This window comes from Polyangium mundeleinium (assembly GCF_028369105.1).
Classification (GTDB): Bacteria; Myxococcota_A; Polyangia; order Polyangiales; family Polyangiaceae; genus Polyangium; species Polyangium mundeleinium.
Window position 1 is genome coordinate 12,601,800 of record NZ_JAQNDO010000001.1, and the last position, 15,607, is coordinate 12,617,406.

14 protein-coding genes are annotated in these 15,607 nt (G+C 68.0%); 5 read left to right on the forward strand and 9 right to left on the reverse strand.

Annotated elements, in window-relative coordinates; translation table 11 throughout:
- Positions 1-129: 129 nt before the first annotated feature.
- The 7 genes from POL67_RS49870 to POL67_RS49900 all read right to left on the reverse strand — a co-directional run bounded on the left by POL67_RS49870 (position 130) and on the right by POL67_RS49900 (position 8,207).
- Positions 130-2,148, reverse strand: a complete 2,019-nt coding sequence (locus tag POL67_RS49870; RefSeq protein ID WP_271929499.1) for an HTTM domain-containing protein — start codon at positions 2,146-2,148, stop codon at positions 130-132.
- A gap of 5 nt (positions 2,149-2,153) precedes the next feature.
- A complete protein-coding gene (locus tag POL67_RS49875; protein ID WP_271929502.1) occupies positions 2,154-4,175 on the reverse strand; it encodes a DCC1-like thiol-disulfide oxidoreductase family protein in 2,022 nt (673 codons plus the stop codon).
- Position 4,176: 1 nt separating this feature from the next.
- The gene (locus POL67_RS49880) at positions 4,177-5,274 is read right to left on the reverse strand and encodes a tryptophan 2,3-dioxygenase family protein (RefSeq protein WP_271929505.1); all 1,098 of its coding nucleotides are present in this window, start codon (positions 5,272-5,274) and stop codon (positions 4,177-4,179) included.
- A gap of 114 nt (positions 5,275-5,388) precedes the next feature.
- Positions 5,389-6,024, reverse strand: a complete 636-nt coding sequence (locus tag POL67_RS49885) for a hypothetical protein (protein ID WP_271929507.1) — start codon at positions 6,022-6,024, stop codon at positions 5,389-5,391.
- A complete protein-coding gene (locus POL67_RS49890; protein ID WP_271929509.1) occupies positions 6,021-6,401 on the reverse strand; it encodes a hypothetical protein in 381 nt (126 codons plus the stop codon). The genes POL67_RS49885 and POL67_RS49890 overlap by 4 nt, the downstream gene beginning before the upstream one ends.
- A 34-nt stretch (positions 6,402-6,435) precedes the next feature.
- Positions 6,436-6,735 (reverse strand): hypothetical protein, encoded by a 300-nt coding sequence (locus POL67_RS49895; protein ID WP_271929512.1) that lies wholly within the window; start codon positions 6,733-6,735, stop codon positions 6,436-6,438.
- 2 nt (positions 6,736-6,737) lie between these two features.
- Positions 6,738-8,207, reverse strand: coding sequence for an MBOAT family O-acyltransferase (locus POL67_RS49900; protein ID WP_271929514.1), 1,470 nt, complete (start codon positions 8,205-8,207; stop codon positions 6,738-6,740).
- Between the two features lie 51 nt (positions 8,208-8,258).
- Between POL67_RS49900 and POL67_RS49905 the strand changes: the two genes are divergently transcribed.
- Genes POL67_RS49905 through POL67_RS49915 form a run of 3 tightly spaced genes read left to right on the forward strand, consistent with a single transcriptional unit; the run spans position 8,259 to position 10,473 of the window.
- The gene (locus POL67_RS49905) at positions 8,259-8,804 is read left to right on the forward strand and encodes a hypothetical protein (protein WP_271929517.1); all 546 of its coding nucleotides are present in this window, start codon (positions 8,259-8,261) and stop codon (positions 8,802-8,804) included.
- Positions 8,805-8,808: 4 nt separating this feature from the next.
- On the forward strand, positions 8,809-9,615 hold the full coding sequence (locus POL67_RS49910) for a polysaccharide deacetylase family protein (RefSeq protein WP_271929519.1): 807 nt from the start codon (positions 8,809-8,811) through the stop codon (positions 9,613-9,615).
- Positions 9,616-9,651: 36 nt separating this feature from the next.
- On the forward strand, positions 9,652-10,473 hold the full coding sequence (locus tag POL67_RS49915) for a SirB1 family protein (RefSeq protein WP_271929521.1): 822 nt from the start codon (positions 9,652-9,654) through the stop codon (positions 10,471-10,473).
- Here POL67_RS49915 and POL67_RS49920 read toward each other — a convergent pair.
- Together POL67_RS49920 and POL67_RS49925 are read right to left on the reverse strand one after the other, a co-directional pair.
- On the reverse strand, positions 10,466-11,611 hold the full coding sequence (locus tag POL67_RS49920; protein ID WP_271929522.1) for a sensor histidine kinase: 1,146 nt from the start codon (positions 11,609-11,611) through the stop codon (positions 10,466-10,468). The genes POL67_RS49915 and POL67_RS49920 overlap by 8 nt on opposite strands.
- A gap of 132 nt (positions 11,612-11,743) precedes the next feature.
- Positions 11,744-12,697, reverse strand: coding sequence for a hypothetical protein (locus POL67_RS49925; RefSeq protein WP_271929523.1), 954 nt, complete (start codon positions 12,695-12,697; stop codon positions 11,744-11,746).
- A gap of 309 nt (positions 12,698-13,006) precedes the next feature.
- On the opposite strand from POL67_RS49925, the gene POL67_RS49930 reads away from it, so the two are divergent.
- Together POL67_RS49930 and POL67_RS49935 are read left to right on the forward strand one after the other, a co-directional pair.
- Positions 13,007-15,169: a sensor domain-containing diguanylate cyclase gene (locus POL67_RS49930; RefSeq protein ID WP_271929525.1), complete on the forward strand. Its 2,163-nt coding sequence runs from the start codon at positions 13,007-13,009 to the stop codon at positions 15,167-15,169.
- Positions 15,170-15,212: 43 nt separating this feature from the next.
- A complete protein-coding gene (locus POL67_RS49935; protein WP_271929527.1) occupies positions 15,213-15,605 on the forward strand; it encodes a hypothetical protein in 393 nt (130 codons plus the stop codon).
- Positions 15,606-15,607: the final 2 nt, after the last annotated feature.

Here is a 15,607-nt window from a genome sequence, read left to right on the forward strand (position 1 = left end):
ACGTTCGGGGCTCGACGCTGCGATGCAAGCCAGCCCGCACGGCCACACCGGAAAGAAAGAGCGCTCCGGACGGCCCACATTGTCGCACGACAGAATCACGCGCTGCGCCGACGTGACGCGGCACGCTTGTTAGTTGCCCGCGCTCTCGACCTTTGGCTCCGGCGGGAGCGGTGGATTGCCCGGCGGAGACCTGTATCCAGGCTTTCGATATGTCAGGATCGCAATCTTTTCATGCTTGTAGGGTTGTGTTTGTCCAGGCAGAGGGCACTGATCCCGGAGCCAGTACACATCGAACGCGACGAGTTCGTCCTCGGGTCGGCCCGTCTCTTCGTGCCAGCGCAGGAGGTACTCCTTGAGCCCATGACGGAACACCTTGTTCCGATCGAGCCGGATGCGGTTGAAGTAGTCCTGCCAGATCTGGTTCAAGCCGAGGCCACGCGCGTCCGAGAGATTGAGGTCCGGCTCTTCGCCAGTGAACGGATCGACGCGACGACCGCCGAGCGTGACAGCGTCGACCGAGATCGAGCCGTCGTCGCTGATCGGGTTCGGCGCGAACATACCCCAGCCCTGGTACATGCGCGGATAGCCGAGCGTCGCCTGCATGAGCCACGGCTGCTGGTGCTTGAAGGGCGAAGGAACCGACTTGTTCTCGTTCAGCGTCTGGCTCACCGCGCAGACGAAGACCCAGGCCACGAGCGCCTCGCGCAAGCCCACGCGCACGCGTCCTGCGCGCGCGGCAAGCGGGGACGGGGAAGCACTCACCTCACGGCCGCGGGGCTTCATGCCGAGGCCAAAGGCGCGGGCGACGGCGTCGCGACGGCGCGCGACGTAGCCGAAGAGCGGCGCGGACAGGCCGAGCGTCAGGACACGGAAGAGCGGCCAGAAAAAGCGGCCCGCCGGGAGCGATCGCGCGATGGCAGCGAGCGCCACGTGTTCGTCGTGGACCTCGTTCGTCGCAGGATCGCGGACGCGGAGGAGCGCCGGCGTGGTTTCTTCCTCGGGGCTCTCCTCGAACGTGAGGCGCTCACAGGGATCGAAGCGCGCGAGGAGCCGGCACATGAAAAACGCGAGCGAGGAGCGCCGATCGTAGACCACGACCCACGCACGGGCCTTCTTCGTGTACCAGCGGCCGAGGATCTCCCAGTGCACGGGCTGCGGGAACAGGAAGCTCCAGGCGATCATGAACCAGGAGAACGGGCCGAGGCGCATCATCACGCCGAAGCTCCCGTGCAGGCCGGTCATCAGGAGCATCGCGAGCGGCCGCGTGATGCGGCGGCCGGCGGGGGCGAGGATGAGCGGCACGAGGAGCGCCTCGACGACGAGCACGCTCCAGGCGACGGGCCGCATCATCCAGAGCGGCATGTACTCGCGAAACGGCACGGCGAACCCCGTGATCATGCGATCGAGGTGGAGCACGTAATGGACCGTGTCGCCCTTGCGCCAGATGTGGCCCGATTTGTTGACGACGTTGAAATAATAAATGACAGCGATGTTCAGGGTCGTGACGAGCCCGATGAGCGAGACGTAGGGCTTCGTGGCCCACGCGAACGGCGCGCGGGCGTTGAGCTCCGCGGACGAACGCTCCTTGCGCTCGCGGAACGAGCGCAAGAGCGCGTCGACCGAGAATCGCTGGCCGGTGGGCATGAACATCGCCCAGCCGATGAGCAGGTTTTCCACGACGTACCCGCCGTTCTCGACCATGACGAGCCGGTTGTCGAGGCTCGTCACGAAGAAGAACGAGAGGACCGAGAAGATGCGAGTATGCCAGCCGAGGAAAAAACAAAAATGGCAGAACGTCGCGATCGCAAAAGCGACGTGGACCTCTTCGACCGTGGAGAACGCGTGGAAGATGCTGAAATTGAAGCCGCTGCTCGGTCGGAAGAGGTGGTAATGGTTCGTGAGGATGCCCTCGTTCGAGTAGAACAAGCGCGCATCCATCCAGTGCCGGATGCAATCGGCCGTGACCAGGAACCCGATCACGAGCCGGAAAAACCCGAGCGTGCGCGGATCCATCGTCATGTAATGGTCGCGCAGCCACACGAACGCGGCGCGGAGCGGGGAAAACCACGGGGCTGCGGGGTTGTCCTTCCGCGGCTTCTCCTCCGGCGTGTCGGCCGTGACCTCGCCCTCGGCGGCTACATCGGCCACGGCGCCTACTCCTGCCGGCGGACGTCGGGCTTGATGATCGGGAGCCTGTCGATCGCCAGGCGTCCGCCGCGCGAATGCGTGAAGAGTTTTTCGCGACCCTTCTCGACCCGCGCCGGGCTCTCGCCGGGCTTCGCGATCGCATACTTCACCCAGTACGCGTCGTAGCCCGAGAGCTGCTCGTCCGGGCTGCGGCCTTCGAGCGCGGGGCCGCCCTTGCCGAGGTAATCACGCAGGGCCTTCTGGTACGGCTCGTACTCGCGCTGGCGGACGCGGTTCAAGTAATCGTTCCAGAGCTGGCCGAGCTTGCGCGTGTTGAACGCCGCAGGGTCGATCGCAGGCGGCGCGCCCGTGAGCGGGTCGATGCTCGCGCCCTTGCGGTTCTGGCCGTCGATCACGAAGACGCCGTCCTCGTCCACGTTCACGACGAGCACGTCCCAGCGCTCCAGCATGCGCGGCCAAGCGACGGCCGCCGCGAGCACCTTGCCTTGGGGAATCGAGAACGGGAGCGGGTTTTCCTTGGCCGCCTGGGCGAGCGCCGCGACGAAAAGCACGAGCGCAAACGCGTCGCGGAGGCCGCCCGTCAAGAGACGCTTCGCGCGCACGGCGGACGGGACGTCGAGGGCCTCGGCGGCCTCGGAATCGGATTCGTCTTTCGGCGCGGGGAGGCCACACGCGTCCATGCCGACGAGCACGCTGATGTTCGCGCGTCGCTTGGCGAAGGCGTCGTAGAAGACGTCGAGCAGGTTCGAGAGGCCCGGCAGGCGCATGACGAAGGCGAGCGGCTGCCCGAACGGCAAGGCCCGCACGATCTCCGCGATGCCGCGGCTCCGCGTGAAGACCGTGCCCTTCGCGTCCACGACGACGATGGTGTTCTGCACGAGCTCTTCGGTGATGCCCGCCGGCAGATCGGCCTTCTCGACCGATCCGTCGGCCTTGCCGCGGAGCAGGCCCGAGAGGTCGCCATTGCCCTGGAACGTGAGGTGGTGGTGTGCATCGAGGCGTCTGGCGAGGCGCGCGAGCCACAAGCAAACGCCGCAATCCTCGTCGTACACGACGCTGCGCGCGCGCTCGGGGGAGAAGCGGCGCTCGAAGGCGTCCCAGCTCTCCGCGGGCAGGAGCAGCGCCGCGGCGGCGAGGAGCGTCCAGGCATAAAGGCCGAGCGAGAACAGGGCGCCGAGCGCGAGCGAATACACGACGAGGAGCCCGACCGCGATCCCACGCAAGGGCCGGCGCGCCACGGGGACGAGCACGAGGAGCGGCACGGCGCATTCCGTGGCGAGGAGCAGGAACGAGAGGCCCTTCAACACGCCCACCGGCGCATGCTGAAACCGCACGCCGAGGTCGCTCACCCAGCGCTCGACCTGGAGCGCATAATAAAGCCCGCTGCCGTCCCGCCACGGCCCCGCGAAATGCCAGGCCGCGGACGCGATCAGGATGATCACGATTTGCAGCGTGACGGCGAGCGCCGCGAACGAGAGGGGCGACCAGCCGGGGCCGCGCGTGGCCGCGAGATCGGCCTCCGTGGGCCGCGTGCGATCGTTCAGATCAGCGTCGGTCTTCTCGTCGCGATCCGCATACGAGCGGACGAGGGCGTCGACGGAGAAGCGGCTGCCGAGCGGCAAGAAGAGCGTGAAGAAGAGGAGCGCGACGGCCGCGTAGTTGCCCTGGTTTTCGAGCAGGATGTTCCGCGAGCCGAGGCTGACGAGGCCAAGGAGGGAGAGCGCGTGGAAGACGCGCGTCTTCCAGCCGAGGAGAAAGCCGAGATAGACGAGGAGGATCAGGGCGAACGCGACGTGATTCTCGCCGACGCTCGAAAAGGCGTGGAGGAAGCTCCAGACCTGGCCTTTGTCGCGCAGGTTGAAGATGTGGTTGTGGTTCGAGAGGACGCCCTCGTTCGAATAAAACGCGCGCACCCAGGGCCAGCGGCGGAAGAGGTCGCCGCAGAGGACGAGGGCCATCGTGATGCGGAAGAGCCCAAGGGAGCGAGCGTCGATGGTAAGGAAGCTCGACAGAATTCGTTTGCCCACGTCAATCCTCGACCCGGAATCGGTACTCGTCCTCGTGCGAGAGCAAGGGGACGCTCGGCTTGCGGAGCAAGATGGTCCGCACGGCCCAGAGGTCGTTGAAAATGCGATATCGAAGCGCCGTCTGATCGAGGTAATCGACGCCCGCGGAGCCGCCCGTGCCCGTGCGGCGGCCGATCACACGCTCGACCATACGCGCGTGGCGCTGGCGCCAGATGATCATCTGCTGCTCGACCGCGATCACGAGGTCGATGACCTCGCGCGGCCACGCGAGCCGCGGCAGCTCGCGGTAGCTCTCCAGGAACACGATCGCCGCGCGCAGGCGGCGGCGGAAGGCGCGCGCCTCGTCGTCGAGCCCCTCCTCGTCCTCGGCCTGGAGGAACCGCTCGGCGAACTTGATCTCGGCCCGGTACCGCTGCTCGAGCCGCGCGATGTCGTCGGGCGTGAGCGCGTTCTGCTTGGCGAGCCGGATGCGGTTCTCGATCTCCTTCTCGTGCCCCGCGATGAACGCCCGCGCGAAACGCTCGGCCGACTCCTGCGTCGCAGGGCCGTCGATCGGCGTGCGCGCGAGCCACTCGTAGAGCACGGCCTTGAAGCTCGGTCCGCTCTCCCTGCGCTGCTCGACGCGGGCGAGCGCCGGCGAAGCAGAGCCGTCCGAGGAGCGGAGCGCCGCCATGTAGCTGCCCTCGCGGCCGAGCGGGATGCGCAGGTTGTCATCGAGCCCGAGCAGGATCTCGATCTCGCGCATCTGCGCCGACTGGAAGCCGCTCGCCGGGATCAGGCGATCCCGGAAGTCGAGGTAGTCGCGCGTGGTGAGCGTCTCCATCACGCGGAAGTGCGGCACGGCCTGCTCGAAGAGCGCGACCACGCGGCGGAGCGAGGTCGCCGCGTTCGCGAGCTTCATGTCGGGCACGGGGTTCTGGCAGAAGAGATCGCGGGCCGTCTCGAGCTCGCGCAGGATGAGCTTGAACCAGAGCTCGTAGACCTGGTGGACGACGATGAAGACGACCTCGTCGTTCGAGAGCTTGCTCTCGTCGTTGTCGAAGCCTCCCTGTAGCGAAAGGAGCTCTTCGACCTTGATGTAGTCCCAGTAGTTGCGCATGCCTCGGCTCCTCGTCGCGAGGCGAGTCTACTTCCGACGGGCGAAAACGGAAGCCACGAGCAGCGCGCCCGAAGAGCGCCCGCGGCCGCCGCTAACGTAACGTCTGCCCCGTGATCAGGGCGTCGTGGTGACGCTCGTGCCTTCGGGTCCGATGTTCACGGGTGGCCCGTAACTCCGGAGTTCCGCTCGCTCGTGGGCCGCGCGCGCCTCGACGTCGAGAACGGTGATGCCGACATCGGGACAAAACGTGGTCGTGTACCGGACGGGTACATCGCCGCCGCGCTCTTCGACCGTGACGACACATCCCTCGAAGCGGCCCGCCGGCACGGTCACGCTCTGGCCAACCGCCACGATCCTCGTCCCGCCGCCGTGCTCGCCGGTCCAGCTCATGCCAACGGCGACCGGCGCCCGGAGCACGTAAACCGCACGGCCGAGCAGCGCGACGCCCTCGCTCGTGAACGCGACGCGGCGCGCGCCCGTGGGCGTGACGAGCTCGCCCTCGAACGCGCTCGTGCGGCGGGCGCGGACGAGCAAAAGGCCACGCCCGCCGTGGTCGCTCGTCGTCTCGTAGTGCCAGAGGTTTCCGTGAACGATCGGAAAATACCGCTCGATCGGCGTGCCGGAGGAGACATCGACGACGCCCTCGCCGGGCGCGGTGAACGAAGGGCGCGGCTCGGGCGTGGCCGGCCCGCACGCGGCGAGCGCGAGGCCCGAAAGGACGAGGGCGAGGGCGCTCTGCCTCGGCGTCATGGGGTGGGCGAGAGCCGGTGGGAGAAGTACCAGACCGTAAAAAAGGCGAGGAGCAAACACGCGGCGAAGAGCATGTACTTCGCGAGCGGATCGGGCTCGATGCGACGGAGCAGCTCCTCGGCGGCGCGGCGCACGGCCGGGTCGTCGGTGCTCTTCACGAGGCGCGCGCCGTCCTCACGGACACGGCCGTAGTCGCCGCGGTCGAAGGCGGCGAGCAGCGCATCGAGGCTCTCGTCCCGCGGGAAACGCTGCGCGAACGAGGGCACGCCTTCGCGCGGCGCCTTCGCCTTCTTCTTGCGCTTCTTCTTGGGGCGCGCGGCCTCGCTCGGCTCTTCGGCCTCGCCCTGCGGATCCGCGCCCTCTTTCGTCTCGCTCATCGTTCGGTCCTGTCGCAAAGCGCTCGCGCGATGTCTATCTCGGGAGGACGGGGGGGACCGGATCGGCCCGATCACGCCAGCCGACGGGCCCGTCGCCCTCGCCCTTCACGTCGCAGGTGAGGCCCTCGCAGAGGGTGCGATAGTACGCCTTCCTGCCGCAGCCGACGGCCTTGTAGACCCCGCCGTACTCCTCCATCACGCGAACCTCCTCGTCGGGACAATCGAGGTCCTTGGCCGCGTGCACGCGCACGAGCGGTGCGGCCGCGCCGCGTCCGTTGAGCGTGTTGCCGCAACCGACGAGGCCAACGAGGAGGAGCAGGGCGAGGGGGCGCATGGTCAGAACTGGAAGTACACGAACGGAACGGCCTTCACGCTCGCCGCCTCGTGCAGCACGACGGCGACGAGGAAGAGCATGGCACCCTGCGCGGGGGCCGGCAGGGCCGCAAACGCGGCGCGCAGCCGATCGTAGATCACGCGCGGCGTGTGATGCACGGCGATCCCGAGCGCGAGCAGGGCTGCGACGATGGGCGGCAGGTTCGGATGGAAGGTCGTCGCGGTCGAGATCTGCTTGAGGACACGCGTGCCGATGTCGAAGGTCGGGGCGCGGAAGAAGATCCACGCGAGGCAGACGTAGTGGAACGTAAGGATCACGCCGAGAGGCTTCGGCAGGAGGCGCTTCGGCTTGCCCGCGCTCTTGCCGCCGGCACGCTCGACGGCGCGCGTCACGGCGAGACCGAGCCCGTGCAAGAAACCCCAGAAGACGAACGTCCACGACGCGCCGTGCCAGAGGCCGCCGAGCAGCATCGTGAGCATGAGGTTGCGGTACGTGGCGAGGTTCGAACCGCGGTTGCCGCCGAGCGGGATGTAGAGGTAGTCGCGCAGCCAGCTCGACAGCGAGATGTGCCAGCGGCGCCAGAACTCGGCAAGGTTCGACGAGGTGTAGGGCGCGTCGAAGTTCGGCGGGAAGCGCACGCCGAGCAGGAGGGCCGAGCCGATGGCGATGTCGCTGTAGCCCGAGAAGTCGCAGTAGATCTGGACGGCGTAGCCGTAGACGCCCGCGAGCACCTCGACCGCGGAGTAGTTCTCCGGGCGCTCGAAGACACGATCGACGAGGTGGATTGCGAGCTGATCGGCGAAGACGACCTTCTTCAGGAGCCCGACCGCGATGAGGAACAGGGCCTCGGCGCCGACGTGGCTCGGCAGGGAGGGGACGGCTTCGAGCTGCGGCAAAAGATCCCGCGGGCGAACGATCGGACCGGCGACGAGGTGCGGGAAAAACGAGACGAAGAGCAGGTACCGGAGGTAGCTGCGGTGGGCCGGGAGATCGCCGCGGTAGACGTCGATGACATAGCTCATCGACTCGAACGTGAAGAACGAGATGCCGACGGGCGGGAGCAGGACGCGCATCGCGTCGCGCGTCTGCGGCGTCGTGCCCGTGAACCACGCGCGGAGGAGCTCGACGTTCTCGACGCCGAAGTTCCAGTACTTGAAGAAGCCGAGGAAGCCGAGGTTGAGGACGACGGTGATCGTCAGGAGCGCCTTGCGGCGCGAGGCGCTCGGCTCGTTCGCGATGATGCGGGCGAGGAAGAAGTCGACGGTCGACGAGCCGAAGATGAGCGGCAGATACCGCCAGTCCCAGGCGGCGTAGAAGCCGTAACTCATCACAAGGAGGAAGATGATGCGCGGCCACGAGGCGAGGAGGCGCCCGCCGTCCGTCGCAAACGAGGGGCGGAGGGCCGAAAGGCCCCACCAACCGACGAACGCAACAGCGAAGAAAACCGCGTACTCGATGCTGATGAAGTTCACGAGCGGGCCGCATGTTGAACGGCGCGGGCTGCCGTGCCAAGGATTACGGTGATGCTCGGGCGCCTGATCGTAGGGATCCTCAAAGGCCTCGTCGTAGGCGGGCTCATCGGGTTCGGGCTTTTGCAGCTCGGATTTGCCGTCCTTCCTGCGTGGCTCGCGTACATCGCCGCCGCGGTGACCGGCGTCGTGATCGGCCTCATCGCAGGCAAACCCATCTGGGCGAAGGACGCGAAGATCGAGGCCGGGATGAAGGCCGGCGTCGGCGCGCTGCTCGGCGCCGGGCTCATGTTCGCCGCGCGCAAGTGGCTGACGATGTACCTCCCAACCGATCTGCTGAGCCAGGTCGGCGTGATGGCGAAGAGCGAGACGATCCAGCTCGGCTACTTTCCGATCACCTCGCTCGCCGCGATCGCCGCGGTGCTCGGCGGCTTCTACGACGCGGACAACACGCCCGAGCCCGAGGGCGAGGCGAAAGAAGAGGCCAAGGCCCCGCCCGCGAAGGCCGGGTCACAGAAACGCATCGCGCAGCCGGCCGCGGATGAGCTCGACGAGGATTTCGACGACACGTCGGCGGACGAAAAAAAGGCGAAGAAGTAGAGCGGTGCCGCCCGCGCGGATCCTGTTCTACGCGGCGACGTTCGGGGCCCTCGCGCTCGTCGCGCGTTCGCTCTTGATCGGGCCCGTGCCCACGTGGATCACGCTCGCCACGCTCGCCGCGTACACGGCGATCGTCCTCTCCGGCGTGTTCATCCTGCGCCTCCGCATGTTCGTCGACGCCGTTTGCCGCGGGCCCGACGACGCGCGCGGCGTGGCCCTGACCTTCGACGACGGGCCGAACCCCACGCACACACCGAAGGTGCTCGACCTGCTCGACCAGGCGAAGGTCAAGGCGACGTTTTTCGTGATCGGCGAGAAGGCCGAGGCGCACCCGGAGCTCGTGCGCGACATCGTGGCGCGAGGGCACACGCTCGCCTCGCACGGCTACGCGCACCCGCGGACGTTCGCCATGTTGCCCACGTCCGCCGTGCGTGCGGACGTCGAGCGATCCCTCGTGGTGCTGGAAAAGATCACGGGCCACCGGCCGACCCTGTTCCGGCCGCCGATCGGGCACACGAACCCGCGCATCGCGAAGGTCGTGGACGAGCTCGATCTGACCGTGGTCGGCTGGTCGGTTCGGGCGATCGACGGGCTCGCCTCCGCGGACGCGACGCAGGTGACGGCGCGCGTCATGCGCGGCCTCGAAGACGGGGCGATCGTGCTCCTGCACGACGCGGCCGAGCGCGATGATCACGTGCCGGCGAGCCTCGCCGCGTTGCCGAAGATCCTCGAAGGCATGCGGGCGAGGAACCTCGCGGGCGTGGCGGTCACGGATTTCGTGGAAGGAAGCCGCGAGGAAGGTGCGGCCTAGGGCCCCGAAGAGCGCTACGAACGAAGACAGATCGACATGGTGCCTTCTCGCCCGAGCCTGACCCTCTTCGCCCACCTCGTCTCGCGCCCCGAGTCGGAGATCGATCTCGTGCAAGCCTCGCTCGTCTTCGCGGAGAGCGAGTACCCGTCGCTCGACGTCGCGCGGTACGTGGCGACGCTCGAAGCGCTCGGCCGCGCGGCGGCTCGGCGCATCGCCCAGGCCGCGCCGCACGGGACGACGGAGGAGCGCGTGCGCGTGGTGCTCGAATGGCTCTACGGCTCGCAAGGCTTCCGCGGCAACGCCGAGGAGTACTACGACCCGCGCAACAGCTACCTGAACGAGGTGCTCGATCGGAAGAAGGGCATCCCGATCACGCTCGCCGTCGTGCTGCTCGACGTGGCGACACGCGCGGGGATCGACGCGAAGGGGATCTCGTTCCCGGGGCATTTTCTGGTCGGCGCGGGGGAGCGGCAGAAGGAAGCATCGCGACCGGGGTTCGGAGCGGAGGGCACCGTCAGGCGACCCGGAGCCCCGAGCGTCAACCTTGTGATCGATCCGTTCCACGGGCGGATCCTCGCCGGGCAGGAGCTCGAAGCCCTGCACGCGCGCGTGACGGGCGCGGGGCCGCGGGTCGATCCACGCCTGCTCGAACCTTGCAGCAAGCGCCAGATCCTCGCCCGCATGCTCTCGAACCTCCGCAGCATCCACGCGTCGCGCAACGACGACGAACGGCTGCGCAACGTGCTCGAACACCTCGTCGCGATTGCGCCGTCGCCGGAGCTCTCCCGCGAGCTCGATCGGCTCGGCGGCAGCCGCGCGATCCTCGCCCGGCCCACCCCGAACCGCTCGTTCAACTGAGGTCCTTCGCGGCGAGCGGGACCGTGAAGGAGAAGCGCCCGCCCGCGCCCTCCTCGCCGTGCTCGACGCCGATCGATCCGCCCACGGATTCGAGCAAGCCCCGGCAAACCGCGAGCCCGAGGCCCGTCCCTTTGCCGACCTCCTTCGTCGTGGTGAAGGGTTCGAAGAGGTGATCGCGGATGGCCGGCGCGACGCCGGGGCCGTTGTCGTGGACCTCGACGCGCACGCCCTCGGGCGCGCGGCGGGCGACGAGATCGATACGTCCTCCGGGCTTCGGAACGGCATCGGCCGCATTGAGGAGCAGGTTCAAGAGGACCTGCACGAGGCGCTCCTCGGAGAGCGCGACGAGCGGGAGATGCTTGTCGACGTCGAGCGTGATGGCCACGTCGCGGAGCGCCTTCTGCGGTTTGACGAGGGCGAGCGCGGCGTCGAGCGCTTGCGCGAGTGATCCGCCGATCTCGGGGGCTCGACCGCCGCGCACGCTCGTCGCGGGACGCGCGAAGTCGAGCAGATCGCGCAGGATGCTGTGGATGCGCTCGGTCTCGCGCTTCATGCGTTGCAGGAAGTCGCGCTGATCGCCCTCGTCGAGGTCGCCGGCGAGGAGCAGCTCTTCGAAGCCGAGCAGCGCGGCGATGGGGTTTCCGATCTCGTGCGCGAGCCCGGCCGCGAGTCGTCCCACGGAGGCGAGGCGCTCCGAACGCACGAGCCGCTCCTGCGCGCGTTCGAGCTCCTTCGCATACCGCGTGGCCTCGTCGATCTTCACGCGCAGGCTCTCCTCGTCGGCGCGCAGGCGCTCGGTCATGCGCGCCACGCTGTCGGCAAGCTCGGTGAACTCCCGCGCGCCCGCGCGAGGCAACTCGAGCCGCCGCGCGCCCTCCGCCACGCGGCCTGCAGCGCGTGAGAGGCGCTCGATCGGATCGACCACGAGCCGCGTCATCGCGAGGTACATGAAGACGAGGAGCGCGAGGGCGAAGATGCCCATGTAGAGCGCAAGGAGCCGGACGAGAGGCGCCGTGGGGATGACGCCGGCCATGCTGGCGCGGTGCAAGCTGACGACGGCGAAGAAGAGCGGCAGGAAGGCGAGGACGAGCAGCGTGCCGAGCGCGACGAGGAGCTGAAGGCGGATGCCGGGGCGCACCTCGTTACGGTGCGGGGCTCCGGTCGGGCCGACCAGAGCGATCTTTCACGATCCGGAAAATCGCCGGACCTGCGCGCGTCTCTCCCCGCGTGATGCAGCAGGGAGCAGGCCGCGAGGGGTCGAGCGCTCCGCTCACTCGGGCGACAACCCGCACACCGGCGCGCCATCCACGCAGGAGGACGTGCAGTCGTACGACGACAAACACGGTGAGCCCGCGCATAACGAACTGAGGCCGGTGCACTTGGCCTTGCAAACTCCGGTCGTGGTGAAACCATCGTTGTTCGACCACGACGTGGTGCTGATCGACGTGTTGCACACCTGGCACTTGTTGCTCAAATTGACCACGCCGTTCGCGTAGGTCGCGCCGCCGATCGTGCAGGTCGCCGCTGGCTGGACCCACGTCACCACGATCTCGTTGCTGGTGGACACGAAGTTTTGGTGCGTCGAGCGGACTCGATACGTCTCCGTGCCGGGCGTCGAGTTGTTCGCGGTATACGTTTGCACATTGCTGCTCACGTTCTGCCAGCTGCCATTCCCGAGCTTGACCTGCCAGGCGAAGCTCCCGGATCCGTCGCAGTGCCGCGTGCCGTGCGGCCCCGGGGCGACGAGGGACACGGCCTGATTCACCGGGACCGTGTGCGAGGACGGGCTGATCGTGAAGGATGCGCGGTGATCGTAAACGATGTGCGCCTTCGGGTCGGCGGTATTGCCGGTGTGGAAGTCCGAATCGTGGACGACCATCGCGTTCAGGGTGCAGGTCTCCTCGGACAAGGTGCGGCTGATGCAGGGACCGCTGGACGGCACTTGGCTCGTGGACCAGGAGACCTGCCATTGGACGGAGGTAGGATTCGAGGTGGTGGGGACATGCGTCGCGTGTCCAGAGCCGAGGCACCACGTCACGGTCTTCGGCCACGTATTCACGCCCGACGGGGTCTCGTTCACCGTCAGCATGTCCTTGGTGATCGTGAAAGCGAGCTGCGCCTCGTCCGTGAACTCCTCGTCCTCGTATACGTCGGGCGCGCCGATACACGCGGCGACGAGCGGGGCGAGAAGCAGCAGCGCGGACCGGAGCCGGTCGAGTCTCATCGAGGTATGTACCGTTCTTTTCTCGGAGGGGTGGTTCTCGGCACGCGAGCACCGACGACTCTGCAAACGGTACGCCTCGACGGAAAAATCAAACAACTTTCGGGATCAAACTTTTCGCGTTTTCATTTCGCAACCGGGCAACACGTTCGAGCGCGTGTGGCAATGCCCGTTGACCACCGTCCTCGCATTCGTCTTCACCCAGACCGCTGCGCGCCCCCATCCACCCCCCCCGCCTCCGCCGGGGGGGGACCGATGTCCCAAAACTAGGCCCGCTCCTCTGCCCTCTGATACGGGACCGGTCGCACCCAAATGGCTCCGCTCGTGGTCCTCGTGCTCAAGCTTCGGCGCCTTGGCCGCGCGGCCTTGCCGCTCCTCTCTGCGATCGGCCTCGGCGCGATCGTCGTTGCGTCCACGGCGAGCCCGCTCTCGCTCTGGATCGAAGCGCCTGCCTCGGCGCTCCTGCTCGGCATGCTCGCGGCGCGCGCGTCGCGACGTTCCCGGGCGATCGAGGGCACGCTCCGCCTCGACCTCGAGGTCGGCGCGCTCTTCACCGTGCTCGTCTACGCGATCGTGACGCGCAGCGACGGCGCGCTCGACGGGCGCCTCTACCCGCTCGTCTACGTGTGCGTGGGCCTCGTGAGCGCGTTCGCGCGCCCGATCGCCACGGTCCTCCTCCTCGCCTTCGCGCTCGGGCTCGACGCCTCCGTGCGGCACTGGGCCATGCTCGCGTCGAGCTTCGACCGGCTCGCCTACGCGGGCGCGTTCATGGTCGTGTTCGCCTCGTTCAACGCGCTGCTCCTGCGCGCCGAGATCGCCCGCGCGAGGAGCGCGCTGAAGGAGCGCATCCAGGCCGAGGTGGAAAAACTTCGCGACGACGCGCGGAGCTATCGGCTGCTCGGCGCGCCGGCCGGCGGGCGCAACGCGTCGCGGGCGAACGATGAAGAGCGGCTCGTGCGCTCGGGCGTGGAGGAGATCCACCAGTCCGTGCTCTTCGCGCTGCGGCTGCTCCGGCAGGCGATGAACCTGCACACGGCCGTCCTGCTCTGGCAAAACGACGCCGGGACGCACCTGCGCATCAGCGAGCTGTCGACCGACGATCCGAACGTCGCCGAGGGCCCCTTCCTCGCGGGTGACGGCATCTTCGGCGCGGCGATCACGCAACGCGAGGCCGTCGCGCTCCGGGGCCTCGAGCCGCGCCACAAGCTCCCCTACTACACGGGCCCCTGCCCCGTGCGCGCCGCGCTCGCGCTCCCGGTCTTCGAACACGGCTCCATCCGCGGCGTGCTCGTCCTCGACCGCCTCACCGACGAGCCCTTTGGCCTCAAAGAACAGGAGCTCGCCATGGAGGCCTGCCGCTACGCGGTGCGGGCCATCCAGAACGAGCGTGTGTTCGTGCAGCTCGAGCGCGCCAAGGTGGAGCAGGGCCGGCTCTACCGCGCGGTCGAGAGCCTCAACGCTGCGACGACCGAGGCCGAGGTCGTGGAGTCGGGCCTGCGCACGGCGCGCGAGATCACGAGTGTCGACTTCGCCGCGGTCACGCTCTACGACGAGTCGCAGAAGGCCCACGAGATCCGCGCCGTCAGCGGCGGCGACGAGGCGAACCTCGTCGGCCAGCGCTACAAGCAGAACGCTGGCCTCGTCTCGATGGCGCTCGAAAACAAGCACCCGCTGCCCTACCGCGGCGAGTACGACGAGAAGCGCCAGATCGTCTTCACGAAGAAGCTCGCGCCGCCGAGCATGCCCTCGATGATCGTCCTGCCGATGCTGGTGCACGACAAGCCCCTCGGCACGCTCGTCCTCGGCTCACGCCGCCGCGCCGCGTTCGGCGACGCCGCGCGCAGCACGCTCGAAGTGCTCACGAGCCACGTCGCGGTCTCGCTCGCGAACGCGCGCATGATGCGCAGGCTCGAAGAGATGGCCACGCTCGACAGCATGACGGGCCTCTACAACAAGCGCGCGATGCTGGAGATCGCCGACCAGAAGATCAAGGCGGCCAAGCGCTTCGGCCGCAAGCTCAGCGTGCTCGTGACGGACATCGACCACTTCAAGAAGGTCAACGACACCTACGGGCACGACGCGGGCGACGTGATCATCAAGGGCCTCGGCGAGATCCTCCGTCGCGAACGGCGCGCGACCGACGCCACGGCGCGCTTCGGCGGCGAGGAGTTCGTGGTGATCTGCGAGGAGACGGACGCGCGCGGCGCGATGCTGCTGGCCGAGCGGGTGCGCGAGGAGCTCGGCAAGACGATCTTCCACGCGCCGAAGCCCGGCCCGGACGGTCAGCCCGTGACGATCCGCGTGACCTGCTCGATCGGCGTGGCGAGCTTCCCCGAGGCCGGCGAGACCTGGGAAGACCTCTTCAAGGCGGCGGACGAGGCCCTCTACGCCTCGAAGCGCGGCGGCCGGAACCGCGTCACCGCCCACGCGGCCCTGCCTCGGGCCGCGGGCTCGAAAGCGCAACACGCGGCTTGATGGTGGCTTGCGAGCGCGCTGACACGACCCATACACTCTAGGCATGAGCGCGAACGACGATCGGGACGACCGCAACGAGCAGTCCGAACGGGCGAAGACGCACCTGGTGCAGGGCCTCGGCCACTTGTTCCGCGCAGCCACGATGGCGGCGACCGGGATCAAGAAGGAGCTCGATCGGTCGGACGTGGGCAAGCAAGTCGAGGTCGCAGGTCGCGAGATCTACCGCGCCGCGAACAACGTGGTGAGCCGGCTGGGGACGGAGATCCTGTTCGGGTCGAAGGACAAGGACAAGGACAAGAAGCGCGAGCCCGAGCCGGGGGACGAGCGCAAAGACGATCGTGATCCGCCGCGCTACCCGCCGGGGCAAAAGCCGAAGGGGCCGACGGAGGAGGATCCGGGGTTCCGGATCATGACGGACGACGATCAGCCGAAGTAGAG